Raw genomic sequence first — 25,222 nt, 5'->3', positions numbered from 1 at the left:
AGACGTTCTGTTGCCAGCCCTTTACGACGTCTTCTGCGTTTTACGCCCAGGCCACTGAGGTGATAAAGCCGGTACACGCGCTTATGATTAACATGAAGCCCTTCACGGCGCAGCAACTGCCAAATACGACGGTAGCCAAAACGCCTGCGCTCCAGTGCCAGCTCAGTGATGCGCCCTGATAAATGCGCATCAGCAGCCGGACGGTGAGCCTCATAGCGGCAGGTCGACAGGGATAAACCTGTAAGCCTGCAGGCACGACGTTGCGACAGACCGGTCGCATCACACATCAACATCACGGCTTCCCGCTTCTGGTCTGTCGTCAGTACTTTCGCCCAAGAGCCACCTGAAGCGCCTCTTTATCCAGCATGGCTTCGGCAAGCAGCTTCTTGAGTCTGGTGTTCTCTTCCTCAAGCGACTTCAGGCGCTTAACTTCAGGCACCTCCATACCGCCATACTTCTTACGCCAGGTGTAAAACGTGGCATCGGAAATGGCATGCTTGCGGCAGAGTTCACGGGCGGGTACCCCAGCTTCGGCTTCGCGGAGAATACTGATGATCTGTTCGTCGGAAAAACGCTTCTTCATGGGGATGTCCTCATGTGGCTTATGAAGACATTACTAACATCGGGGTGTACTAATCAACGGGGAGCAGGTCACACTGAGCAGCGCGGCGACGCCAGGAACTGAGGCTATAAGTCCGCTGATAAAGGCAATATTGCTGACATTACCGGCAAGATCGCGAACATACAGCGTCAGAATGGGGGCGATGGAACCGGTCGCGACCTGAATAATCATTGTGGTAACAAAAAGGCTCAGCACAAGTTTGGGATTTTTCAGCGAGGCCAATACATCACGCGCATGGAGCATCTCTTTTTTCGGTACAGGGGTAAAATTCTCACGGATACACAGCAATGTCACAATAAAACAGGCGAAGAGCACGCTGGCTGTGATGAAAAAGACGGGACGCAAGCCGTAGTTATCTGCCAGTAAACCGCCTGCCAGTGGCCCTAACAGAGCGCCGCTCACCGCTCCCGTAGACAGAGTCCCTAGCGCCCAGCCACTTTTATGACGAGGAATTTGTGTGGCAATCAGGGCGTTAGCATTGGGGACAAAACCGCCTAACAGGCCAAGTAATGCCCGCAACACTAAGAATTGCCAGACGTTTTGTGCAAATCCCATTAACACCATAATCATGGACATGCCGAGTGCTGAACGCAGCAGCATGATTTTGCGTCCCTTACGGTCAGCGAGGCCACCCCAGAAAGGAGAGGCAATAGCTGAAAACAGGAAGGTGATGCTGAAAACCAGCCCCGACCACATGTTGAGCGCACTGTGGCCAGTGACACCAAGTTGTTCGACATAGAGCGGGAGGAAAGGCATGACCAGACTAAACGCTGCACCAGTGAGAAAGCAGCCGAGCCAGGCAACCGCAAGGTTACGTTTCCAGTTTATGGGGGCATCATTGGGTGGCATAACAATCCGCATTGCGAGGTGCTGAGCACCATGAAAGTAGAGGTAATAAGCCTGCTAATTATGCACCTGGGTTATGATTGCTGCAACGTCGGGGGGCTTTTAATGCTAAAACAACATGCGGCCACGAGGGCCGCAGGGGGATCAGTACCGGGAGGGAACGCCTTCTGGGCGGGTTTTGAAGCGACGATGTAGCCACATATACTGCTCCGGAGCCATCATAATGCACTTCTCGATAATGCCATTCATCCAGGCTGCCGTGGTTTCTGCATCATCCAAAGGTGGTGAGTTTTCCGGTTCCAGCATGATTAATTGATAGCCTGAGCCATCTGGTTTACGCCGTGGAACAAAGGGGACAATGCTGGCTTTCGACATGCGGGCCAGCATCCATGTCCCGGTTGTGGTAGCCGCATCGGGGACCGCGAAAAACGGAACAAAGACGCTGGCCTGTGGGCCGTAATCATGATCGGGGGCATACCAGATAACTTCGCCTGATTTCAGGGCGCGGATCATGCCTTTAAGATCCTTACGGTCGATCATGCTTTTGTTGGAGCGCATACGTCCCCAGGTTTGCAATAAATCAATCACAGGGTTGTCATTGGGGCGGTAAACACCAATGCCGGGGGCTTGCATACCGAACATTCTGGCCCCTATTTCCAGGGTAAGAAAATGCACGCCAATCAGCAGTACACCTGTTTTATTCGCCTGGAGGGTATGTACTGGATCCATGCCGGTTCCGGCAACCTCCATCCAGCGAGCCATGCGCTTATCGGACCAAAACCAGGCCATGCCCGTCTCCATCAGACCCATGCCGACAGACTCGAAATTCTTCGTCACCATGTTCTGTCGTTCTGATTCGCTCATCTGAGGAAAGCAGAGTTCAAGATTGCGGTGCGCAATTTTGGCGCGCCGTTTCATGATTATTTGAGCAAGGTGACCCAGACTTTTACCCAGGCGGAAAATCACCGGGTAGGGAAGTTGTACAATAAGCCACAAAAAGCCAATGCCAAGCCAGATCAACCAATAGCGGGGGTGTAAAAGGGTGGCAGTAAATTTTGGTAACTGGGTCATGTCTGTCCTGTTTTCTTACGTCCTGATGGCCTTATTGTCTCATTTTTTAAGGCTTAGCCAAAATCTCTGGCATCACAATGCGTGCTAATAACACGAATGTTATAACTGAATAGCCAGGTTGCATGAAATGTAGCGCAAAATGTGTGGATGTAAATTGTCATTGTTTGCTATATGATGCGGCCCGATTTTCTTTCTCTTAACGATTGCAGGACTTGTACACCATGCCAGTGTTACACAACCGCATTTCGAATGAGATGTTAAAAGCGCGTATGTTGGCTGAAACCGAACCGCGTACAACCATCTCATTCTACAAATATTTTACGATCAATGATCCACAGACGACACGTGATGCCCTGTATCAGGCTTTTACTGAACTGAATGTATTTGGACGAGTCTATCTGGCCCGTGAGGGCATTAACGCACAGATCAGTTTGCCAGAAAGTCATGTGGATGCATTTCGTGACTTTCTCTATGCCTTCGATCCTGCATTGAAAGATTTGCGCCTCAATGTTGCGCTCGATGATGACGGTAAATCATTTTGGGTGCTGCGCATGAAAGTGCGTGAGCGCATTGTGGCAGATGGTATTGAGGATCCAGCGTTCAATGCAGCAGATGTGGGTGAATATCTCAAAGCGGCTGAAGTGAATGCGATGCTGGACGATCCCGATGCCGTTTTCATTGATATGCGCAACCACTACGAATACGAAGTCGGGCATTTTGAAAATGCCATGGAAATCCCGGCAGACACCTTCCGCGAACAACTGCCTAAAGCCGTTGAAATGATGCAGGAACATAAAGATAAAAAAATCATTATGTACTGCACGGGCGGGATCCGTTGTGAAAAAGCCAGTGCGTGGATGAAACACAATGGATTTAACAAAGTGTGGCACATAGAAGGCGGGATTATTGAATATGCCCGTCGTGCCCGTGAGCAGGGATTACCGGTACGTTTTATCGGTAAAAACTTTGTGTTTGATGAGCGTATGGGCGAGCGTATTTCAGATGACGTGATTGCTCACTGTCATCAATGTGGTACGCCATGTGACACGCACACGAACTGTAAAAATGACGGTTGTCACCTGTTGTTTATCCAGTGCCCGGCCTGTGCTGAAAAGTATCATGGCTGCTGTAGTGAGCTGTGTAGCGAAGAGAGTGTACTGCCTGAAGAAGAGCAGCGCCGTCGCCGTGCAGGACGCGAAAACGGGAATAAAATTTTCAATAAATCTCGCGGTCAACTGAATACCAAACTGGGTATTCCAGACCCTGAGTAAAGATAAAGCCCGGCGGAGCCTCTGCTCTCCGGGCTTATATATCAGGATTTCTGCTGTACACCCTCTACGGAAATAATCAGATCAACATCCTGAGACGCCGGGCCTAAATCGGTGGTGATGTTAAAGTCCTTCAGGCGAATTTTACCGGTTGCTTCGAAGCCTGCGCGTTTGCCGCCCCACGGATCATCCCCCTGACCGATTAATTTTGCATCCAACGTGATCGGTTTCGTTACACCATTGAGCGTCAGATTACCGGTAATATCCAGCTTGTCTCCATCCTTTTTCACCTCGCTTGAGGTAAATGTCGCCTGCGGGAATTTGGATACATTCAGGAATTCGGCACTGCGTAAATGTTTATCACGCTCTGCGTGATTGGTATCCACACTGTTAGTATTAATGGTTACGTTCACTTTATCCGATGCCGGGTTTTTATCGTCAAAGCTAAATGTCCCATCGAAATCTTTAAACGTACCATACAGCCAGCTATATCCCAGATGCTGAATACGGAAATTGACAAAGGCATGCTGACCTTCTTTATCAATTTTATAGTCAGCGGCAATAGCAGAACCGGCAGTAAATAACAGTGAACCTAATGCGATACCCAGCAGGTGTTTTTTCATTTTATGCTCCAGAGTCAACTGACGAACGGCCCAGCATGCGCTTTAGCGTATCGTCTTTATCGATAAAATGGTGTTTGAGTGCGGCAAGCCCATGGAGGACAGACAGGATCACGATGCTCCACGCCAGCCACAGATGCAGAGTGCCAGCGGTGTCAGCCTGAGATCCGGCATCAGCCAGTGTGGCGGGAATCTCGAAAATCCCGAATACACTAATGGGCTTGCCGTCAGCCGTTGAGATGAGGTAGCCGCTAATCAGAATGGCAAAGAGCAGGGCGTAGAGCGCAATATGGGCTGTTGTCGCACTGAGGCGAGTAAGGCGAGTATGGTGTTTGGGTGCAGGTGGTGGTGGGGAGATGCGCCGCCAGACGACGCGGATCACCAGACCCATCATCAATAGTACACCAATGCTTTTATGCAATTCGGGAGCCTGGTGATACCAGCCGTCATAATAACTCAACGTCACCATCCAAAGCCCAATTCCGAACATGGCATAGACAGCAATGGCGAATATCCAGTGCAAAAACATGGATATTATTCCGTAGCGTTGAGGAGAATTACGAAATTGCATGAGGTTTACCATTCTTAATAAACTGAGAGGTAAAAATGACGGGTAAAAAAAGTAATTGCAACTGAAATATATAGATAACGTTTTTTATTTTATTTATTTCAGGTGTTTTGAAAGTGATCGTGAAATGTAATTCAAAGGATTCGTGCAATACGGTGAGTAGGCTTGCAGGGATGAGGTTGGTCAACGATTTTAAATATTATAGAAATATATAATATCGTCAATAATTGTCAGCCTTTTCTTTTCAATAAAATACAATGTAAATAAAATCAATGATTGCCAGTAGTGACCACAACAATATATAGAGTATTAAATGTTCGCGTATATTATTGATGAGGTAAGCAAAGAGTTTGCGCATAGGTATCAGCTAGTCAGAGTTAAAGAACAGGTTCCGGATGTCCGGAACCCGCATTGTATTATCGGTCAAAACGGGATAACGCGAAGGGCGTCAGATCAAATTGCGGGGTCATACCCTGCGCAAATTGCGCGGCAATTTCGCCAAGGACAGATGCAAATTTAAAACCATGACCACTGAGCCCAGTGATCAGCAGGGTGTTGCTGTGGCCTGGTAAGGTATCGATGATGAAGTCTTCATCCGGCGTATTGTCATAGGTACAGGCTGCCCCATAGAGTAATCCACCGATTCCCGGCAGCACATTACGCAAGAATGTGAAGGCTTCTGAGCCATCTTGCGGGTACGCACCGAATGGCTTACGGTCCTCTGGTGATGTGATGGGTTGTCCACCATTATGTTTGCCAATTTTAAGCGCATCTTTCTCAGAGGGAAAACCGTAGAACTGGTCACCGTTCGGGAGCTCACCAGTGAATGCCGGGAAATGATTCTGGGTGCTGTAACGACCATCGGCCTGGAACCATGAGAAGACTTTGCGGACCGGTTGAACGGGCAGATCAGGCAACAGTTTTGTCACCCAGGTTCCCGCACTGATCAGCAGTCGGGATGCTGAATATTCGCCCTCCGGTGTTGTCACTATGACACCATCGGCGAGATGTTCAATTGCATTGACCGGGCAATTGAACAGTTGCGCGCAGCCTGCTTTAGCCGCCAGATCAATCCAGTTTTTGATGGCTGTTTCGCAATGCAGCACGCCAGAATTAGCTTCAAATAACCCAATGTAATCATCGGGAACCTGAATTTCTGGCCAGCGTTTCGTAATGGACGTCGCGTCAAGACGTTCAACATCCAGGTTAAATTCGCGAGCACTTTGCTCGACGGTGGTCAGAAATGCAGAGTGAGCGGGACCAAGATTGATAATGCCTGTGCGGTCAAAAATGCGTTCTTCTGTCTGTTTCGCGAGCTCATCCCAAAGTGTCTGAGCACGTAATACCAGCGGTACATAACGCTCTCCTTCGCCGTAGGCGTGGCGAATAAGGCGGGTATCACCATGATGGCTTCCTTCCGAATGCGGAGGGAGGTGCGAATCAATCATCAGAACCTTGAGGCCAGCTTGCGTCGCGTAATAACCTGCGGCAGAACCAACGGAGCCGCTACCAATAATGATCAGGTCGTATTTCATGAGGATCTCTTAATCAGCACTTTGATTAGCAGAGTAATTAACATCACAGGCTTATACAAGGGAGAAATAAATAAGGCACCTCATGGGTGCCTGTTGAGTGAAAAGTGGGCATAAGATTAATGCCGTTTATACTCATTTTCCTGATAGTCGCCAGATTCTATTTTTGCAATACCTGCTTCCAAAATAGAAATAAACTGACGGGCAACGTCTGTGGTTAGCCACAGCGTCTGTCCAATTTCCGCTTCTTCACGGTTTGGTTGATTCGGGGTCTGGTAGTGCAAACGCAGCATCAAAGCATCGTAGCTATCTACGGTACTGATATCCCAGCCAACAAGCGGGTGGGTCTGGATGACTTCACTATTCTTTTCCATTATAACCCCCGTAATACGTGTTAGAAGACAACGACTTTGAGGTTCAATGCATGTTTTTCTGAAGCAACTTCAGTATATCAATAAATAAGGGTTATGCCTGGAAAAATAAATAGCTGGCAACACATTTTTCTGTTTTTTAGGATTGTTCGAACAATAAATCACCATCTGCTTCACGTTTTTTAAAGAAGATGGCCAATTAATTTGAACGTAATGGATTAAGACGAAAAAAAGCCGGGGCGACCCGGCAAAAAACACAATGAGGGAGCAAGTTTTAATCAGTAATGAACCAGTCGTCAGCACTTTCCCACGTTTCCTGCAGGATCTCGCTGATGCGATCTTTATCTTCTCGCGCGCCACCGATGACGGACAAATTGTTCGCGGCAGCATAACGAACTGTTACGGAACCTTCATTTTCTGGAAACGAGCTGTGAATACGGCGGGATAACTCACCAGCCAGTGCATCGATCGCACCAGCTGGCAGGATGGTTGTTTTGGCAATAGTGACTTCAATACGCATAAATGCCCCCTGTGTAATATACTGTTTATTTATACAGGTAATTTCTAAGCTTTACAACCAGGGGCGTTCATTTTTTAGCGCTTTATCGTCCAGTGTACGGTTTCACCCGCCAGGAACGGGATCAGCGTATCATCCGTCAGGGCTATAGATTCCTCAACCTGGCTTGTTTTGCGCTCAAGTTCAATAAAGGTGTCATTGACAGGCAGGTCATAAAAACGTGGGCCATTAAGCGAGCAGAAGGCTTCGAAATGCTGCAACGCGCCCATTTCTTCAAACACGGTCGCGTAGCTGGCGAGGGCCGTCGGGGCATTGAAACAGCCAGCACAACCACAACTGGCTTCTTTACGATGGCGGGCATGAGGCGCAGAGTCAGTCCCGAGGAAAGCGCGCGTGAAACCATTGGCAACCAGCTCACGCAATGCCTGCTGATGGATATTTCGCTTGAGGATCGGCAGGCAGTACAGATGCGGACGCACGCCGCCTACCAGCATATGGTTACGGTTAAACATCAGATGCTGAGGTGTAATCGTTGCGGCAATAAGCTCATTACCTTCACGCACATAATCAGCGGCATCTTTTGTTGTGATGTGCTCAAACACCACCCTCAGACCAGGAAGACGCTGACGCAAAGGTTCCATCACTGTTTCAATGAAGCGGGCTTCTCTGTCGAAGATGTCGATATCGGCATGAGTGACTTCACCATGCACCAACAGCGGCATGCCCAATTTTTGCATTCTTTCCAGCACTGGCATAATGGCATCGATACTGGTGACACCGTGGCTGGAGTTGGTGGTCGCATTGGCAGGATAGAGTTTGGCTGCCGTAAACACACCTTCATTGAACCCGCGCTCGACTTCATTTGGGTCGAGTGTGTCCGTCAGATAACAGGTCATTAACGGGGTGAAGTCATGTCCAGCCGGAACGGCAGCAAGAATTCGCTGGCGATAAGCGATAGCGGCATCGACGGTGGTGACAGGCGGAACCAGGTTAGGCATAACAATCGCGCGGCCATAAATTTCGCTGGTATAAGGCACGACGGTTTTTAGCATATCGCCATCACGCAGATGGATATGCCAGTCGTCAGGGCGGCGGATTTTAAGAACCTGGGGTTGTGCAGTCATGGATGTGCTCCGGCTTGTCAGGAATCAGTCACTAGGATGGCTGTTTTTGCCGGACACAAATCATATGCGGAAACGTTTTCGTTTGCACACTTTTCCGCAAAAAAAAGGGCGCATTTGCGCCCGTAAGGTTAATCGGTGAAGGGAATAATGATTTCACCCGGTTTCACCTCTATCCCTTTCGCATATTTTTTCGCCAGTGATTCACCTTTGCTCTTGTCCTCACTCAGGACATACGCAGGTTGCTGATTAAAATAATTACGCAATGACTGGTTCAGATAAGGCATCAGGGTCTGCAATACGGGCTTCATCTTGTCTGGCGAGACGTCTGCATCCACCACTTCCATCTCCTGAAGATAGATAGCCCCTTTCTCTTTATTAAAGACCGGCAGCGCTTTAAGTTTCAGTTTGATATTCGCTTTTTGGCTACCAAACAATGAATTCATATCCAGGCTGGCATCGCCGGAGAGGGTCACTTTGTTGGGTTCCTCGCGTCCGATCTGGCTGGCGAGATTGGTGAGTTCGATATGGGCATCAGCGACACCCGGCACGCCGATGTCTTTGGCGAAGTTATTGTGTTTTTCCAGCGCCTGATTAATTTCCTGCTCACTGACGGTATATTGCGTAAGCTGGTTACAACCTACCAGCAGGCCGCTGACGATCAACGCCGCGGCAATGACGATCTTGTTCATGGGGTTCCTCAACATGATATCGGCGCTTCTGTCCTGACGCGTCAGTATGTCAGGCTGATATAGCACAAACCAGCAGAAAAAACTGATAACGCAAGGATACCGCCCATCCGTTTGTCATGCGCCGGGTTCGAGCATACTGCGGGCACTGCGTTTTGGGCTGAACTGCCACCACAATGCGAAAAGGGTCATAAAGCCTACAACGCCGAGCATCATCCACGGCAGTTCAGGCTGATTCATTGCTTTACCTGCATCAAACAACCAGCCGCCACCGGTATAACCCAATGCGCCACCAAAAGCGAGCCCCAGACGGCTGAATCCCATATAGCTGCCGCGTGCCCGGGCATCCGCAAGACCGGCGCTGAGCGTTTCACGGGCCGGTTCGGCGATAATAGAACCGATGTAGAAGGTACAAATCAGCATGAAAAGTTGCTGTAACGAATTCACCAGGCCAATAGGCATCATGCTTAATGTCATCAGCAATAGCCCAGCCATCAGACGATGTTCAAGCCGGAATCGCTTTTCGCTCCAGCGTGCAATCGGGTAGAGCAGCGTCAGTGACAGACTGGCCTCAATGGCATACATCCACTTAACGGCCGCCGGAGAACCGGCAACATCGTTAACCATGATGGGCAACATCAGCATGACCTGGACGGCCAGCATGTAGTAACCCGTCAACGTTAATACATAGGTGACAAAGCGTTTGTCACGCAGCACGCGGCCAAGACCTTCACGCACGGGCGCTTTAACGGTAGAAAGTTTCCATGCCGGCAGGAGCCAGGCATTAAAGCCCGCACACAGAATAAACAGTATCGCACCCGTCGCACAGACTAACCGGAAGTCATACTGCAACAACCAACTTCCCAGCAGTGCACCAATCACTGCACCCGCGCTATCCTGCATCATCAGGAGGGAGAAGAACCGGCCACGCTGTTGTGGTCGAATCAGTTTTACCACCAGCGCGGTGCGTGGAGGATCAAACAGTGTGCCGCCAATACCGGAGAGAAAGCAGGAAAACCACAGTAGCCAGGGTTCATGCGCAATCGCCATAGTGGCGAATCCGGCCGCACGTAACAGCATCCCCGTGACAATCATCGGCTTTGCGCCAAACCGATCGGCAATAGCCCCGCCAAAGACGCCCAGCCCTTGTTGAACAAACTGACGTAAGCCGAGCGCGATGCCGACCATTAATGCCGCCCAGCCCATTTGATCCACAAAGCGAATAGAAATGAGGGGAAAAACGACAAAAAAGCCGAGCACGACCAGCATGTTATCAACTAACAGGAAATATTTACCCAGATTACGGGCCTGCGATACGCGGGACATTTCCCCTCCAGGGAAAAGAAGATGGTGAGCACGCTAATATTCTGCGGTGTTGCCGCCTGTTTTCCCACCCAACCAGCGACAATATTTTTTTATCAAAAGGGTGCTTTGATAGAGAGTTCTCATCGAAAAAGATGAAAAGTACGCAAAATGGTATGTCACTGTTTTCACAGAAAGCGAACGCGCAGGTATAGTAAAGCTATTAGGGTGAGCAGAAGTCACGGGAAGGAGTGGTATCGATGTTTGGCTATCGCAGCAATGTGCCAAAAGTGCGTCTGACGACAGACAGGCTGGTTGTTCGTCTGGTGCATGAGCGTGATGCCTGGCGGCTGGCGGATTATTACGCTGAGAATCGTCAGTTTTTAAAGCCCTGGGAACCGGTTCGGGATGAGAGTCATTGTTATCCATCAGGCTGGCAGGCGCGTCTTGGCATGATCACCGAGTTTCACAAGCAGGGGACAGCGTTTTATTTTGCTCTGTTAGATCCTGAAGAAAAAGAGATTATCGGTATCGCCAACTTTTCGAATGTGGTGCGTGGCTCGTTTCATGCTTGCTACCTCGGTTATTCCATTGGACAGAAATGGCAAGGACAAGGGCTGATGTATGAAGCGTTAACGACGACGATTCGCTATATGCAACGTACCCAGCATATCCACCGTATTATGGCGAATTACATGCCGCATAATCAGCGCAGCGGTAATTTGCTGGCGCGACTGGGGTTTGAAAAAGAAGGTTATGCCAAAGATTATCTGCTGATTGATGGTGAGTGGCGGGATCACGTGTTGACGGCGTTAACCACCAAAGAATGGACCGCAGGTCGTTAAGGAGTGAAGATGAAATATCAGTTAACCGCCGCTGAAGCGCGCGTCATTGGTTGTCTGCTTGAAAAGCAGGTTACCACGCCGGAACAGTACCCGCTTTCCATTAATGCTGTCACGATGGCCTGTAATCAGAAAACCAACCGAGAGCCAGTAATGAACCTGGGCGAGCATGATGTGCAGGACATTCTGGATGCGCTGGTCAAACGTCATTATCTGCGCACCGTTAGCGGGTTTGGTAACCGGGTCACTAAATACGAACAGCGCTTCTGTAATTCCGAATTTGGCGATTTGAAGCTGAGTCCGGCTGAAGTGGCTGTGATAACGACCTTACTATTACGCGGCGCGCAAACGCCGGGTGAGCTGCGGACTCGTGCGTCCCGAATGCATGAATTCAGTGACATGCAAGAGGTTGAGCAGACGCTGGAAGGGCTCGCCGCCCGTGATGATGGGCCTTACGTTGTGCGCCTTGCGCGAGAACCGGGTAAACGCGAAAGCCGCTACATGCATCTGTTTAGCGGTGATGTTGATGCCGCGTCGGTGAGCGCGTCGGAAACGGCGTCATCTGTCGTTGATGAGAGTTTGCTTGCGCGTGTTGAGGCGCTAGAAGATGAGGTCGCCGGACTAAAACAGCGCCTGGATGCGTTGCTGGCTCATTTGGGGGATTAAGGGTGGCAAAATTACGCGTAGGCGTTGTTGGGTTAGGGGGTATTGCCCAGAAAGCCTGGTTGCCCGTATTAGGTGCATCGACGGACTGGACGCTACAGGGAGCCTGGTCGCCAACGCGCGAGAAGGCGGAGCGTATTTGCGAAACCTGGCGGATGCCATATGCCAACTCAATGCTGGCGTTAGCCCGTGATTGTGATGCGGTGTTTGTGCATACCTCGACGGCAACACACTACCAGGTGGTCAGCGAATTATTGAATGCCGGGGTTCACGTCTGCGTAGATAAGCCCCTGGCAGAAAATATTCAGGATGCAGAGCGCCTGATTGAGCTGGCTGCCCGTAAAAAACTGACGTTGATGGTGGGTTTCAACCGCCGCTTTGCCCCGCTTTATCAGCAACTGAAAGCGCAGCCAGGTGATCTTGCCTCGTTGCGTATGGATAAACACCGTACCGACAGTATTGGTCCGCACGATTTGCGGTTCACCCTGCTGGATGATTATCTCCACGTTGTCGATACGGCTCTGTGGCTAACAGGCGGTAATGCGCAACTGAAAAGTGGCACGCTGGTAACTAACGAGCAGGGCGAAATGGTCTATGCTGAACACCATTTTGCACATGACCACCTGCAGATCACGACCAGCATGCACCGCCGCGCCGGTAGTCAGCGCGAATCGGTTCAGGCCATTACAGAGGGGGGGCTGTACGACATCACCGATATGCGTGAATGGCGGGAAGAGAAGGGCGACGGCGTGGTAACGCTTCCTGTTCCTGGCTGGCAGAGTACGCTGGAACAGCGTGGTTTTGCCGGGTGTGCTCGTCATTTCATCTCTTGTGTGCAAAGTCAGACGGTTCCTGAGACATCGGGTGAGCAAGCCATTTTAGCCCAGCGCATTGTGGATAAGCTCTGGCGAGACGCCATGAGTGAATAACCCGCTGTAACATCTGTCGATAGTAATTCGCTTAAATCCAGGTAGACTAAGCGCTTCTTCAACGCCTGCATTGCAGGCGTTTTGCCGTGTGGTTGTGGAAATTCACGTTAATGAACTTATTAAAATCGCTGGCAGCAGTCAGCTCGATGACCATGTTTTCTCGCGTGCTCGGCTTTGCGCGTGATGCGATTGTGGCGAGGGTTTTTGGCGCAGGCATGGCAACGGATGCCTTTTTTGTGGCGTTTAAATTACCCAATCTGCTACGCCGTATTTTTGCGGAAGGGGCATTTTCTCAGGCATTTGTTCCGATTCTTGCGGAATATAAGAGTAAGCAGGGCGAAGATGCTACCCGCGTATTTGTGTCCTATGTCTCCGGCTTGCTGACACTGGCCCTGGCCGTTGTGACGGTTATCGGGATGCTGGCAGCCCCCTGGGTCATTATGGTCACTGCGCCGGGCTTTGCTGATACGGCAGATAAATTTACACTGACCACGCAGCTCCTGCGCATTACGTTTCCTTATATCCTGTTGATCTCACTGGCCTCGCTGGTGGGGGCGATACTCAATACCTGGAACCGTTTCTCTGTTCCGGCGTTTGCGCCGACCTTTTTGAATGTCAGCATGATCGGCTTTGCCCTTTTTGCTGCACCGCATTTCAACCCGCCGGTACTGGCGCTGGCATGGGCGGTGACCGTAGGTGGCGTACTGCAGCTCGCGTATCAACTGCCGCATCTGAAAAAAATAGGAATGCTGGTTCTGCCTCGCGTTAATTTTCGTGATGCAGGCGCAATGCGTGTGATCAAGCAGATGGGACCGGCGATCCTGGGGGTCTCTGTCAGCCAGATCTCGCTTATCATCAACACTATTTTTGCCTCTTTCCTGGTGTCCGGTTCGGTTTCATGGATGTACTACGCTGACCGTCTGATGGAGTTTCCGTCGGGGGTATTAGGCGTGGCGCTTGGGACGATTCTGCTGCCTTCGTTGTCAAAAAGTTTCGCGAGCGGCAATCATGATGAATATTGTCGTTTGATGGACTGGGGTTTACGCCTTTGCTTCCTGTTGGCACTGCCAAGCGCAGTCGCATTAGGCATTCTGGCAAAGCCACTGACCGTTGCTCTGTTCCAGTACGGTAAATTTACGGCCTTCGATGCGGCAATGACCCAGCGTGCGCTGGTGGCCTACTCCGTAGGATTAATGGGGCTGATTGTTGTGAAGGTGTTGGCTCCGGGCTTCTACTCACGTCAGAACATTAAGACACCGGTTAAGATCGCTATAGTGACGCTGATAATGACTCAGGTGATGAACCTGGCATTTATTGGCCCCCTGAAGCATGCCGGTCTGTCTCTGTCGATTGGTCTGGCGGCCTGTCTCAATGCGGCACTGCTGTACTGGCAACTGCGTAAACAAGATATTTTCACACCGCAACCCGGCTGGACGAGTTTCCTGGTTCGCCTGGTAATTGCTGTGTTGGTGATGTCTGCCGCGCTGCTGGGGATGATGTACGTGATGCCTGAATGGTCTTCAGGAACAATGCCTTACCGCTTGATGCGTCTGATGGCCGTGGTCATTGTGGGGATCATTGCTTACTTTGCAACGCTTGCGGTTCTGGGCTTTAAAGTGAAAGAGTTTGCCCGCCGTACGGCATAAACGCCAAAAGGGGAGTTCACCAGAGGTGCTCCCCAAAACATAACTTGTCGCTTATGCGATCAAATCGAAATCTTTTTTCCGCCCGCCAAACGTGAGCTGGATGTTTGACCATCCGCACCGTACAGTCCTGGCTCCTGATGCGGCTTTAACACCTCAAGGGCCTGCTGATTACGGACTATCTGTCCTTCCAGCAACCAACCGTTATGTTGGTTAAGGTCGCGAAGATGCTGGGTTTTTTCTGTAATAGTCTGCCAGCGTTCAACAATCTCATCATTGGCACTGCGTCGTGGATCTTGTTCTGCACGTCGCTGCTGCTCCAGATAATCCAGCGTCGCCAGAAGTGAGCTTTTATCTTCCGTAATGCGTTGCAAAGCACTGCCGTTGATATGACCGACAGACAATTGCTGCTGCTCTGCATCCATTACAGTTTTCAGGTCGTTCAGGACAACCGTCATTTGATCCAGTATTTCTGACAGTCGACTCATAGGGTTAATTACTCTGTAAGAAACTCTGAGCTTCCTGAATCAGCGCGTCAGCGATTTTGCTGGTGTCCATTTTCAGTTCGCCGTTACGGATTGCCGTTTTCAGCGTTTCAACACGTTCCATGTTGATATCGCTGCTGCCTGGTTGCATCAGTTTCGCCTGCGCATCGCTCAGCGTCACGCTGGTGCTGTTGGCCGTCGATGTTTTTTCCAGACGCGTTTTTTGCGGTGCAGCGTCATTCGTTTCGCGAGGTTGTACAGTGCTAACCGGTTTTAGGGCCGATGTACGATCAATGCTCATGGTGTTGTCCTCATCGAGGGTTCGCGGCGTTTGCGCCAGATATTATCATTAGTGCAATATTTATCGGCAGCCGCCGCGAAATCTTTAAAAAGATTATAGGTTAATCAGAATATTCCCATCAGAACCGACGGTTCCGCTCACCACCTGGCCTGAGGACATCCTGACCCTGGCGTTTTGGGCAACGGCAGCGTTGTTTAGCGCCTGCCCTTCACTGTTGACACTAAACCCATCTCCGTTAGCAACAACCATCACCCGTTGACCCGCTTTTACCCGCCATGCCTGGCGCAACATGGAGAGCTGAATTGGCTGTCCTGGCGCCATATCACGCAGGCTGACGGAGTCCTGCGCCTGGCTGATATCGAGCATGGTTCGTGGCGGAAGCTGGTCCAGCCGCCCCCGCTTCAGTGTGACGCTATCCGCCTGAAGTACGCTACCGCGCGCAATCGGGGATGCCGCCACAACATAATTACCCGTGGCCTGTACGGTAACCTGTAAATAGCGCTTCTCATTGGCGCAACGCGCAAGCACATTCAGATTTCCCCACAGCTTTGCACTGCCGGTGACACTGAAAGAGGGTTGCTCGCATGAAGGCAGAAGATTCGTGGGTGTCCGGACGGTGACGGATACGTCATCGCTGAAGCCAGCCAGTTGCTGGGTGAAAAAAGCGGTCAGTTGATCGCTCAGATTATCAGCCTGCACCAGGGGGCTTAAAAGCAATAAGGTTGCCGCCAGGCCGCTTTTTAATGTCCACATCGCACGTTCCACCGTTTCCAGAGTTGGGACGATTCTACCTGCAGTGGTTTCTCATCAACGCAATAAATAGCGACGCATTTTGTGCTTATTCCGTCGATAAGGGACACGGGTTGAGATTTAAGCTGTGAGCTGAAATTTTGCCATCAGCGGAGGAGACATGCTCGATAAACTCGACGCCGCGTTACGTTTTCAGCAGGAAGCGCTCAATTTACGTGCCCAGCGGCAGGAGATTTTGGCCGCCAACATCGCTAACGCGGATACCCCAGGGTTTCAGGCGCGCGATATTGATTTTTCCAGTGAGCTAAAAAAAGTGATGGAGCGTGGACGTGCCGAAGGTACGGGGGTTGCACTTGCATTGACATCCTCACGCCATATTCCCGCTCAGGCGATGACTGCGCCAACGACTGACTTACTTTATCGCATTCCCGACCAGCCTTCCCTCGACGGCAACACCGTTGATATGGACCGGGAACGTACACAGTTTGCCGATAACAGCCTGAAATATCAGACAGGACTGACCCTACTCGGTGGACAAATCAAAGGCATGATGAGCGTCCTGCAGGGGGGCAACTAGTAAATGGCCTTGCTGAATATTTTTGATATCGCCGGTTCGGCGCTAACGGCACAGTCTAAACGTCTGAACGTTGCCGCCAGTAACCTGGCTAACGCCGACAGCGTAACCGGACCTGATGGGCAGCCTTATCGTGCGAAACAGGTCGTCTTTCAGGTCGATGCTGCACCGGGTGCAGCGACGGGCGGCGTGAAAGTCTCTGAAGTGGTAGAAAGCCAGGCACCAGACAAGCTGGTTTACGAACCAGGTAACCCTCTGGCAGATGCCAGCGGTTACGTAAAAATGCCAAACGTGGATGTGGTGGGCGAAATGGTTAACTCCATGTCTGCGTCTCGCAGCTACCAGGCAAACGTCGAAGTGCTTAATACCGTGAAGAGCATGATGCTCAAAACGCTCACTCTCGGCCAGTAAAGGAGACACGCATGTCCATCGCTGTAAAAGTGAATGATACGACGAACTCGACTGCAACGAGTTCAACCAGTTCCACTTCTCTGACGGGAAACAGCGCATCCGACCTGCAAAGCAGCTTCTTGACGCTGCTGGTCGCGCAGTTGAAGAACCAGGACCCGACAAACCCGATGCAGAATAACGAACTGACTACGCAGCTTGCGCAGATCAGTACGGTGAGTGGCATTGAAAAACTCAACACCACGCTGGGGTCAGTTTCTGGTCAAATCGACAGCAGCCAGTCACTGCAGGCTGCGAGCCTGATTGGTCACGGTGTCATGATCCCGGGTACAACCATTTTGGCGGGGTCGAGCACGACAGACGGAACCACCACCACATCAACAACACCATTTGGCATTGAGCTGCAGCAGGCAGCCGACAAAGTGACGGCAACGATCACCGACTCCGGTGGCAACGTTGTGCGTACGATTGATATCGGTGAACTGAAAGCCGGTGTTCATACCTTTACCTGGGATGGCAGCCTGACGGATGGGACTACCGCACCAAACGGTTCGTACAAAGTGGCCATCAACGCCAGTTCCGGAACAACTCAGTTGACCGCTCAGCCACTGCAATTTGCCCTTGTTCAGGGGGTGATTAAAGGCAGTGATGGTAACAAACTGGATTTGGGTACTTCAGGTACTACCACACTCGACGAAGTTCGGCAGATTATCTAAGCCTTAACACTTATCAGGAGTAAGTCATGGCCTTTTCTCAAGCGGTCAGCGGCCTGAATGCTGCGGCCACCAACCTGGATGTCATTGGCAACAACATCGCCAACTCCGCGACCTATGGTTTTAAATCCGGTTCTGCCTCTTTTGCAGATATGTTTGCCGGTTCCAAAGTTGGCCTGGGCGTTAAAGTCGCTGGCATCACTCAGGACTTCACCGACGGTACGACCACCAATACCGGTCGTGGCCTGGACGTTGCCATCAGCCAGAACGGTTTCTTCCGTATGGTTGATAGCAACGGCTCTGTGTTTTACAGCCGTAACGGCCAGTTCAAGCTGGACGAAAACCGTAACCTGGTGAACATGCAGGGCCTGCAGCTGACCGGTTATCCGGTTGCGGGGACGCCTCCATCCGTTCAGACCGGTGCGAACCCACAGGCGATCAATATCCCGAATACCCTGATGGCAGCTAAGTCGACCACCACGGCGACTCAGCAGATCAACCTGAACTCCACGGATACGATTCCTACAGCGGCCTTTGATCCGACAAACTCGGATAGCTACAACAAAAAAGGGACTGTGACGGTATTCGACAGCCAGGGTAATGCCCACAACATGTATGTTTACTACGTCAAAACAGCAAACAACAAATGGGATCTTTACACCCAGGACGGCAGTGTCGCGAATGCCGCGACAACCAAAGCGGCACAGATGAGCTTTGATACCAGCGGCAATCTGAACGGGATCTATAACTACGATGCAGCTGGCGTGCTGAGTGGTACACCGAACGCAAACCCAGCGATTAACATTACGACGGATGCGCTCAGTGGCGCGACGCCAGCAACGTTCTCCCTGAGTTTCCTGAACTCTATGCAGCAGAACACGGGCGCGAACAACGTCGTCAGTACTACTCAGAATGGTTACAAACCCGGTGATTTGGTGAGCTACCAGATCAACGACGACGGTACTGTTGTCGGTAACTACTCGAACGAGCAGAAACAGGTTCTGGGCCAGATCGTGCTGGCGAACTTTGCGAACAACGAAGGTCTGCAATCGGAAGGCGATAACGTCTGGTCTGCCACTCAGTCCTCAGGCGTCGCACTGTTAGGGACAGCTGGTACGGGTAATTTCGGCACACTGACAAACGGTGCGCTGGAAGCGTCTAACGTCGATCTGAGTAAAGAGCTGGTGAACATGATTGTCGCGCAACGTAACTATCAGTCGAATGCGCAGACGATCAAAACCCAGGATCAGATCCTCAACACGCTGGTTAACCTGCGTTAAGCGGCTGACAGGAAAGCGCAATGGATCACGCAATATATACAGCGATGGGCGCGGCAAGCCAGACGCTCAATCAGCAGGCGGTTACCGCCAGTAACCTGGCGAATGCCTCTACACCAGGCTTTCGCGCTCAGCTTAATGCGCTGCGCGCCGTGCCGGTAGAAGGGCTGTCATTACCGACGCGTACGCTGGTGACTGCCTCCACGCCTGGTGCTGACATGACGCCAGGCCAGATGGATTACACCTCACGCCCGCTGGACGTTGCTCTGCAACAGGATGGCTGGCTGGCCGTGCAAACAGCTGATGGCAGCGAAGGCTATACCCGAAACGGTAATATCCAGGTGGATGCGACCGGCCGGTTAACGATTCAGGGACACCCGGTGATTGGTGAAGCTGGACCGCTCACCGTGCCGGAAGGATCTGAGCTGACCATCGCGGCGGACGGGACCATCTCGGCATTAAACCCGGGTGACCCGGCAAATACCGTTGCGCCAGTTGGGCGTCTGAAGCTGGTAAAAGCCGATGGTAAAGAAGTGCAGCGTGGTGATGACGGCATGTTCCGTCTTACCGCGACAGCACAGGCAGCACGTGGGCCCGCTTTACAGGCCGATCCGAGCATTCGCGTGATGTCGGGTGTGTTGGAAGGCAGTAACGTCAAACCGGTTGAAGCGATGACCGATATGATCGCCAGCGCACGTCGTTTTGAAATGCAGATGAAGGTTATCAGCAGCGTGGATGAAAACGCGAGCAAAGCTAACCAACTACTGGCTATGAGTTAACAGGACTTCTTATGATCAGCTCTTTATGGATCGCGAAAACCGGCCTGGACGCACAGCAAACCAATATGGATGTTATCGCCAACAACCTGGCGAACGTTAGCACCAATGGTTTTAAACGTCAGCGCGCCGTTTTCGAAGATTTGCTTTACCAGACCATTCGTCAGCCGGGTGCGCAGTCTTCTGAGCAAACGACGCTGCCGTCCGGTTTGCAGATTGGTACAGGTGTTCGCCCGGTTGCGACCGAACGTCTGCACAGCCAGGGCAACCTGTCACAGACCAACAACAGCAAAGACGTGGCGATTAAAGGTCAGGGGTTCTTCCAGGTTCAGTTACCTGATGGAACCTCAGCCTATACCCGTGATGGCTCTTTCCAGGTGGACCAGAATGGTCAGTTGGTCACGGCGGGTGGCTTCCAGGTTCAGCCTGCGATCACGATCCCGGCTAATGCCCTGAGTATCACCATTGGGCGTGATGGCGTGGTGAGTGTGACGCAGCAAGGTCAGGCCGCACCAGTACAGGTAGGACAGCTTAACCTGACAACCTTCATGAACGATACGGGTCTGGAAAGCATTGGTGAGAACCTTTATACCGAAACGCAATCCTCCGGCACGCCGAACGAAAGTACCCCAGGTCTTAACGGTGCAGGCCTTCTGTATCAGGGGTATGTAGAAACCTCTAACGTAAACGTTGCAGAAGAACTGGTGAACATGATCCAGGTCCAGCGCGCGTATGAAATTAACAGTAAAGCAGTGTCGACGACTGACCAGATGCTGCAAAAACTGACGCAACTCTAAGGTGGAGTCCGGTGCGGTAAGTGCCGCGCCGGCTCCCTGTTTTCGAAGATGAAGGCAATGCAAAAAAACGCGGCGTTTCGTTATCCTATAGTGACTGTCCTGGCTGTGGCTCTGAGTGGCTGTGCCTTGATCCCGTCGAAACCTTTGGTGCAGGGTGCGACTACCGCCCAACCCGTTCCAGGTCCTTCGCCTGTTGTGAACGGCTCAATTTTCCAGACCGCGCAGCCGATTAATTATGGCTATCAACCGCTGTTTGAAGACCGTCGTCCACGTAATGTCGGCGATACATTGACCATTGTGCTGCAGGAAAACGTCAGTGCGAGCAAAAGCTCGTCTGCGAATGCCAGCCGCGATGGCAAAACGAATTTCGGTTTCGACACTGTTCCGCGTTACCTGCAAGGGCTGTTTGGTAATGCGCGTGCTGATGTTGATGCTTCTGGCGGCAATACCTTTAATGGTAAAGGTGGGGCGAACGCCAGCAATACCTTTAGCGGCACGCTGACGGTAACGGTTGACCAGGTGCTGGTTAACGGCAATTTACACGTTGTGGGTGAAAAACAGATCGCCATCAACCAGGGTACTGAGTTCATCCGCTTCTCTGGTGTGGTTAACCCTCGCACCATCAGTGGCAGCAATACCGTTCCGTCCACTCAGGTGGCGGATGCGCGCATTGAATACGTCGGTAACGGCTATATCAACGAAGCGCAAAATATGGGCTGGCTGCAACGTTTCTTCCTTAATTTATCGCCGATGTAATCGAGGTGACCTATGTTTAAATCCCTCTTCGCAGTGGTGCTGGCCCTGGTAGCGACCTTCGCCCAGGCTGAGCGCATTCGCGATCTCACCAGTGTACAAGGCGTGCGAGAAAACTCCTTAATTGGCTATGGCCTTGTGGTCGGTCTGGATGGTACAGGTGACCAGACGACTCAAACGCCTTTTACGACACAGAGTTTAAATAACATGCTCTCCCAGTTAGGTATTACCGTACCGGCCGGGACCAATATGCAGTTAAAAAACGTGGCGGCAGTTATGGTGACGGCCTCTTACCCGGCATTTTCACGCCAGGGGCAAACCATCGATGTGGTGGTTTCCTCTATGGGTAACGCCAAAAGCCTGCGTGGTGGTACGTTGTTGATGACGCCACTGAAAGGTGTCGATAGTCAGGTGTATGCACTGGCTCAGGGTAACATTCTGGTTGGTGGTGCAGGTGCATCAGCGGGAGGCAGCAGCGTTCAGGTAAACCAGTTGAATGGCGGGCGTATCACCAACGGTGCAATCATTGAGCGTGAATTGCCGACTCAGTTTGGGACGGGCAACACCATTAATTTACAGCTGAACGACGACGACTTTACGCTGGCACAACAGATTGCCGACACCATCAACCGTGGCCGTGGCTACGGGAGTGCGACAGCGCTGGATGCGCGTACTGTGCAAATTCGTGTCTCCAGCGGTGGCAGTAATCAGGTTCGCCTGCTGGCAGATATCCAGAATATGGAAGTTAATGTCACACCGCAGGACGCTAAAATCGTTATCAACTCCCGTACCGGATCGGTAGTCATGAACCGTGAAGTGACGCTGGACAGCTGTGCTGTGGCACAGGGTAATCTCTCTGTGACGGTGAACCGCTCGGCCAACGTGAGCCAGCCGAATACGCCATTTGGTGGTGGTCAGACGGTTGTTACTCCGCAAACGCAGATTGATTTGCGCCAGAGCGGAGGGTCACTTCAAAGTGTACGCTCCAGTGCCAACCTGAACAGCGTAGTGCGCGCACTTAACGCGCTGGGTGCAACGCCGATGGATCTGATGTCCATTCTGCAGTCCATGCAAAGTGCAGGCTGTCTGCGTGCCAAACTGGAAATCATCTAATGCTGACTGATAGCAAACTGCTGACCAGCGCCGCCTGGGATGCCCAGTCGCTCAATGACCTGAAAACGAAAGCAGGTAAAGACCCGGCAGCGAATATCCGCCCGGTTGCCCGCCAGGTTGAAGGGATGTTTGTACAGATGATGTTGAAAAGCATGCGTGAAGCCCTGCCAAAAGACGGGATTTTCAGCAGTGATTCAACGCGACTGTACACCAGCATGTACGACCAGCAGATTGCACAGCAGATGACCGCCGGTAAAGGCCTGGGTCTGGCTGACATGATTGTGAAGCAGACCGCTGCCGCACAAGGTGTACAGCCAGAGGACCAGCCTCAGCAAGTGCCGATGAAGTTCGATCTGGAAACGGTGACCAGTTATCAGAACCAGGCGTTGACGCAAATGGTGCGTAAAGCAATGCCGAAGACTTCCGGGGGAAGTGATGAGCCGCTCTCTGGAGACAGCAAAGACTTCCTGGCGCAGCTTTCCTTGCCTGCACGTCTGGCCAGTGAACAGAGTGGCGTGCCGCATCACCTTATTCTGGCCCAGGCGGCGCTCGAGTCTGGCTGGGGTCAGCGGCAAATTCGTAAGGAAAACGGCGAGCCAAGCTTTAACATTTTTGGCGTGAAGGCTTCTTCAGGCTGGAAAGGGCCGACGACAGAAATTACCACCACTGAATATGAAAACGGTGCTGCTGTTAAGGTCAAAGCCAAATTCCGCGTATACAGCTCTTACCTTGAAGCGCTCTCGGACTATGTTGGCCTGCTTAGCCGAAATCCGCGTTATACCGCAGTGACTCAGGCGGCAACGCCAGAGCAGGGCGCGCAAGCGCTGCAAAATGCCGGATATGCAACCGATCCTAACTATGCGCGTAAGCTGACCAGCATGATCCAGCAATTGAAATCGATGGGCGAGAAAGTCAGCAAAGCCTATAGCACAGATATTGAAAATCTGTTCTGAAAGTTCTCAAGTCCCGATGGAGGCTGCCGATAACCTTCATCAGGACTCGTGTCTGAAAGTATAAAAGGAACCCCCATGTCCAGTTTGATTAACAGCGCCATGAGTGGCCTCAGTGCCGCACAGGCTGCACTGAATACCGTCAGTAATAATATTTCAAGCTATAACGTGGCAGGCTATACCCGCCAAAGTACAGTGCTGACCGCATCAAACAGCACATTGACCGGTGGTGGTTGGGTAGGCAACGGGGTGTATGTCTCCGGTGTGCAGCGTGAATATGATTCATTCATTACTAACCAACTGCGTGCAGCACAAACGCAGAGCAGTGGCCTGACGACACGCTATCAGCAGATGTCGAAAATTGACGACGTTCTTTCTGATACCACAAATTCGCTGTCGACCACTTTGCAGAGTTTCTTTACCAGCCTGCAAACGCTGGTGAGTAATGCCGAAGATCCTGCGGCGCGTCAGACTGTACTGGGCAAAGCGGATGGGCTGGTAAACCAGTTCAAGGTGAATGACCAGTACCTGCGTGACCAGGATAAACAGGTTAATACCGCGATTTCTACCAGTGTTGATCAGATCAACAACTACGCTAAGCAGATCGCAAACCTGAACGATCAGATTTCTCGTCTGACCGGCGTGGGTGCGGGCGCATCGCCGAACAATTTGCTCGATCAACGCGATCAACTAGTGAACGAGTTGAACCAGATTGTTGGTGTGGAAGTGTCTGTTCAGGATAGTGGCACAATGAACATTGCCCTGGCGAATGGCTATAGCCTCGTTCAGGGAAGCACCGCAGGTCAGCTTGCGGCTGTTCCATCCAGTGCAGACCCTTCACGCACAACTGTTGCTTTTGTTGACCAGGCATCGGGAAATGTTGAGATCCCTGAGAAACAGTTGACCACTGGCTCATTAGGCGGATTGTTAACGTTCCGTTCAGAAGATCTGGATAAAGCACGTAACAACCTCAACCAGATGGCTCTCGCTTTTGCTGACGCAATGAACACTCAGCATGAGGCTGGGTTCGATGCAAGCGGTGTGGCAGGCGGTAAATTATTTGATTTCGGTTCTCCAGCGGTGCTGAGCAACAGCAAGAATGGGGGAACTGCTGCGGTCACTGCCTCTGTTGCTACCAGTAGTAAAGTGCAGGCCACAGACTATAAGCTGGAATTTAACGGAACAAACTGGACCGTTACTCGTACTGCTGACAAAACAAGCTTTACGGCAACGCCCGATGGCAGCGGCAACATGACGTTTGATGGTCTTACTGTTAATGTCACCGGGACAGCAAACACGAAAGACAGCTTCACCGTAAAACCAGTTGTCGACGTTATCGTGAATATGGATTTGGCGATTAGCGATGAATCCAAACTGGCAATGGCATCGGTAAGCGGCGGCGGTGACAGTGACAACCGCAATGGCCAGAAGATGCTGGATTTACAGAACAGCAAGATTGTGGGCGGGAATAAAACCTTCAACGATGCCTATGCGTCGCTGGTCAGTACCGTGGGAAGTACAACGTCTTCACTGAAGACGAGTAGCGCAACTAAAGCAAACGTGGTGACGCAACTGAGCAACCAGCAGCAGTCCATCTCCGGGGTTAACCTTGATGAAGAGTACGGTAACCTGCAGCGCTATCAACAGTATTATCTGGCAAACGCTCAGGTGCTGCAGACAGCGAGTACGTTGTTTGACGCGATAATCAACATTCGCTAAGG

The 25,222-nt window shown here is 51.4% G+C and carries 28 protein-coding genes and 2 pseudogenes; 15 read left to right on the top strand and 15 right to left on the bottom strand.

Features of this window, described 5'->3' with window-relative positions:
* The 3 genes and pseudogenes from GF617_RS11260 to GF617_RS11250 form a co-directional block, all read right to left on the bottom strand.
* Nucleotides 1-583 (bottom strand): annotated as a pseudogene (locus tag GF617_RS11260) (IS3-like element ISSen4 family transposase); the annotation flags it as partial.
* Between the two features lie 72 nt (nt 584-655).
* A pseudogene (gene mdtG, locus GF617_RS11255) lies at nt 656-1,471 on the bottom strand (multidrug efflux MFS transporter MdtG); the annotation flags it as partial.
* 141 nt (nt 1,472-1,612) lie between these two features.
* Nucleotides 1,613-2,539, bottom strand: a complete 927-nt coding sequence (locus tag GF617_RS11250) for a Kdo(2)-lipid IV(A) acyltransferase (protein WP_203451691.1) — start codon at nt 2,537-2,539, stop codon at nt 1,613-1,615.
* Between the two features lie 221 nt (nt 2,540-2,760).
* Between GF617_RS11250 and GF617_RS11245 the strand changes: the two genes are divergently transcribed.
* Complete coding sequence (locus GF617_RS11245; protein WP_181623035.1) at nt 2,761-3,810, top strand: rhodanese-related sulfurtransferase; 1,050 nt, start codon at nt 2,761-2,763, stop codon at nt 3,808-3,810.
* Between the two features lie 41 nt (nt 3,811-3,851).
* Here GF617_RS11245 and GF617_RS11240 read toward each other — a convergent pair whose 3' ends face one another.
* The 9 genes from GF617_RS11240 to mdtH form a co-directional block, all read right to left on the bottom strand.
* The gene (locus GF617_RS11240; RefSeq protein WP_181623036.1) at nt 3,852-4,430 is read right to left on the bottom strand and encodes a YceI family protein; all 579 of its coding nucleotides are present in this window, start codon (nt 4,428-4,430) and stop codon (nt 3,852-3,854) included.
* Nucleotide 4,431: 1 nt separating this feature from the next.
* Nucleotides 4,432-4,998, bottom strand: a complete 567-nt coding sequence (locus GF617_RS11235; protein ID WP_181623037.1) for a cytochrome b — start codon at nt 4,996-4,998, stop codon at nt 4,432-4,434.
* 241 nt (nt 4,999-5,239) lie between these two features.
* Entirely contained in the window at nt 5,240-5,353 is a 114-nt protein-coding gene (locus tag GF617_RS11230) for a DUF2770 family protein (protein WP_203451690.1), read from the bottom strand.
* A 58-nt stretch (nt 5,354-5,411) separates the two neighbouring features.
* A complete protein-coding gene (gene solA, locus GF617_RS11225) occupies nt 5,412-6,530 on the bottom strand; it encodes an N-methyl-L-tryptophan oxidase (protein WP_203451689.1) in 1,119 nt (372 codons plus the stop codon).
* A gap of 116 nt (nt 6,531-6,646) precedes the next feature.
* Nucleotides 6,647-6,901, bottom strand: coding sequence for a biofilm formation regulator BssS (bssS, locus tag GF617_RS11220; protein ID WP_166716960.1), 255 nt, complete (start codon nt 6,899-6,901; stop codon nt 6,647-6,649).
* Nucleotides 6,902-7,172: 271 nt separating this feature from the next.
* Entirely contained in the window at nt 7,173-7,418 is a 246-nt protein-coding gene (gene dinI, locus GF617_RS11215) for a DNA damage-inducible protein I (RefSeq protein WP_181623040.1), read from the bottom strand.
* A gap of 74 nt (nt 7,419-7,492) precedes the next feature.
* A complete protein-coding gene (gene pyrC / locus GF617_RS11210) occupies nt 7,493-8,539 on the bottom strand; it encodes a dihydroorotase (RefSeq protein ID WP_203451688.1) in 1,047 nt (348 codons plus the stop codon).
* A 128-nt stretch (nt 8,540-8,667) separates the two neighbouring features.
* On the bottom strand, nt 8,668-9,228 hold the full coding sequence (locus tag GF617_RS11205; protein ID WP_181623042.1) for a lipoprotein: 561 nt from the start codon (nt 9,226-9,228) through the stop codon (nt 8,668-8,670).
* 114 nt (nt 9,229-9,342) lie between these two features.
* On the bottom strand, nt 9,343-10,551 hold the full coding sequence (gene mdtH, locus GF617_RS11200; RefSeq protein ID WP_203451687.1) for a multidrug efflux MFS transporter MdtH: 1,209 nt from the start codon (nt 10,549-10,551) through the stop codon (nt 9,343-9,345).
* A gap of 236 nt (nt 10,552-10,787) precedes the next feature.
* On the opposite strand from mdtH, the gene rimJ reads away from it, so the two are divergent.
* The 4 genes from rimJ to murJ all read left to right on the top strand — a co-directional run bounded on the left by rimJ (nt 10,788) and on the right by murJ (nt 14,607).
* Entirely contained in the window at nt 10,788-11,372 is a 585-nt protein-coding gene (gene rimJ, locus GF617_RS11195; protein ID WP_181623044.1) for a ribosomal protein S5-alanine N-acetyltransferase, read from the top strand.
* Nucleotides 11,373-11,381: 9 nt separating this feature from the next.
* Nucleotides 11,382-12,035 carry a YceH family protein gene (locus GF617_RS11190; protein ID WP_181623045.1) on the top strand — a complete coding sequence of 218 codons (654 nt, stop codon included), beginning with the start codon at nt 11,382-11,384 and terminating at the stop codon, nt 12,033-12,035.
* Between the two features lie 2 nt (nt 12,036-12,037).
* Nucleotides 12,038-12,961 carry a Gfo/Idh/MocA family protein gene (locus GF617_RS11185; RefSeq protein WP_203451686.1) on the top strand — a complete coding sequence of 308 codons (924 nt, stop codon included), beginning with the start codon at nt 12,038-12,040 and terminating at the stop codon, nt 12,959-12,961.
* A gap of 110 nt (nt 12,962-13,071) precedes the next feature.
* Nucleotides 13,072-14,607, top strand: coding sequence for a murein biosynthesis integral membrane protein MurJ (gene murJ / locus GF617_RS11180; protein ID WP_181623047.1), 1,536 nt, complete (start codon nt 13,072-13,074; stop codon nt 14,605-14,607).
* A gap of 59 nt (nt 14,608-14,666) precedes the next feature.
* On the opposite strand, the gene flgN is transcribed toward murJ, so the two are convergent.
* The 3 genes from flgN to flgA form a co-directional block, all read right to left on the bottom strand.
* Nucleotides 14,667-15,092 (bottom strand): flagella biosynthesis chaperone FlgN, encoded by a 426-nt coding sequence (flgN, locus tag GF617_RS11175; protein WP_181623048.1) that lies wholly within the window; start codon nt 15,090-15,092, stop codon nt 14,667-14,669.
* Nucleotides 15,093-15,096: 4 nt separating this feature from the next.
* Nucleotides 15,097-15,390 carry a flagellar biosynthesis anti-sigma factor FlgM gene (flgM, locus tag GF617_RS11170; protein ID WP_181623049.1) on the bottom strand — a complete coding sequence of 98 codons (294 nt, stop codon included), beginning with the start codon at nt 15,388-15,390 and terminating at the stop codon, nt 15,097-15,099.
* Between the two features lie 93 nt (nt 15,391-15,483).
* A complete protein-coding gene (gene flgA, locus GF617_RS11165) occupies nt 15,484-16,143 on the bottom strand; it encodes a flagellar basal body P-ring formation chaperone FlgA (protein WP_181623050.1) in 660 nt (219 codons plus the stop codon).
* Nucleotides 16,144-16,300: 157 nt separating this feature from the next.
* Here flgA and flgB point away from each other — a divergent pair, with 157 nt between their 5' ends.
* The 10 genes from flgB (at nt 16,301) to flgK (ending at nt 25,220) form a co-directional block, all read left to right on the top strand.
* Nucleotides 16,301-16,717 (top strand): flagellar basal body rod protein FlgB, encoded by a 417-nt coding sequence (gene flgB / locus GF617_RS11160; RefSeq protein ID WP_181623051.1) that lies wholly within the window; start codon nt 16,301-16,303, stop codon nt 16,715-16,717.
* A gap of 3 nt (nt 16,718-16,720) precedes the next feature.
* The gene (flgC, locus tag GF617_RS11155; RefSeq protein WP_181623052.1) at nt 16,721-17,125 is read left to right on the top strand and encodes a flagellar basal body rod protein FlgC; all 405 of its coding nucleotides are present in this window, start codon (nt 16,721-16,723) and stop codon (nt 17,123-17,125) included.
* A gap of 11 nt (nt 17,126-17,136) precedes the next feature.
* Nucleotides 17,137-17,838: a flagellar hook assembly protein FlgD gene (gene flgD / locus GF617_RS11150; protein ID WP_181623053.1), complete on the top strand. Its 702-nt coding sequence runs from the start codon at nt 17,137-17,139 to the stop codon at nt 17,836-17,838.
* Between the two features lie 26 nt (nt 17,839-17,864).
* Nucleotides 17,865-19,115 carry a flagellar hook protein FlgE gene (flgE, locus tag GF617_RS11145; RefSeq protein WP_181623054.1) on the top strand — a complete coding sequence of 417 codons (1,251 nt, stop codon included), beginning with the start codon at nt 17,865-17,867 and terminating at the stop codon, nt 19,113-19,115.
* A gap of 20 nt (nt 19,116-19,135) precedes the next feature.
* Complete coding sequence (locus tag GF617_RS11140; protein ID WP_181623055.1) at nt 19,136-19,891, top strand: flagellar basal body rod protein FlgF; 756 nt, start codon at nt 19,136-19,138, stop codon at nt 19,889-19,891.
* A gap of 11 nt (nt 19,892-19,902) precedes the next feature.
* Nucleotides 19,903-20,685: a flagellar basal-body rod protein FlgG gene (gene flgG, locus GF617_RS11135; protein ID WP_008500810.1), complete on the top strand. Its 783-nt coding sequence runs from the start codon at nt 19,903-19,905 to the stop codon at nt 20,683-20,685.
* Nucleotides 20,686-20,742: 57 nt separating this feature from the next.
* On the top strand, nt 20,743-21,441 hold the full coding sequence (gene flgH / locus GF617_RS11130; RefSeq protein ID WP_181623056.1) for a flagellar basal body L-ring protein FlgH: 699 nt from the start codon (nt 20,743-20,745) through the stop codon (nt 21,439-21,441).
* 12 nt (nt 21,442-21,453) lie between these two features.
* Entirely contained in the window at nt 21,454-22,551 is a 1,098-nt protein-coding gene (locus GF617_RS11125; RefSeq protein WP_181623057.1) for a flagellar basal body P-ring protein FlgI, read from the top strand.
* A complete protein-coding gene (gene flgJ / locus GF617_RS11120; protein WP_203451685.1) occupies nt 22,551-23,504 on the top strand; it encodes a flagellar assembly peptidoglycan hydrolase FlgJ in 954 nt (317 codons plus the stop codon). The genes GF617_RS11125 and flgJ overlap by 1 nt, the downstream gene beginning before the upstream one ends.
* 75 nt (nt 23,505-23,579) lie before the next feature.
* On the top strand, nt 23,580-25,220 hold the full coding sequence (flgK, locus tag GF617_RS11115; protein WP_181623059.1) for a flagellar hook-associated protein FlgK: 1,641 nt from the start codon (nt 23,580-23,582) through the stop codon (nt 25,218-25,220).
* Nucleotides 25,221-25,222: the final 2 nt, after the last annotated feature.

Source organism: Lelliottia sp. RWM.1 (genome assembly GCF_016859735.1).
Classification (GTDB): domain Bacteria; phylum Pseudomonadota; class Gammaproteobacteria; order Enterobacterales; family Enterobacteriaceae; genus Enterobacter.
The sequence above is the reverse complement of the archived record's forward strand: the minus strand, read 5'-3'. Positions and strand labels throughout refer to the sequence as shown.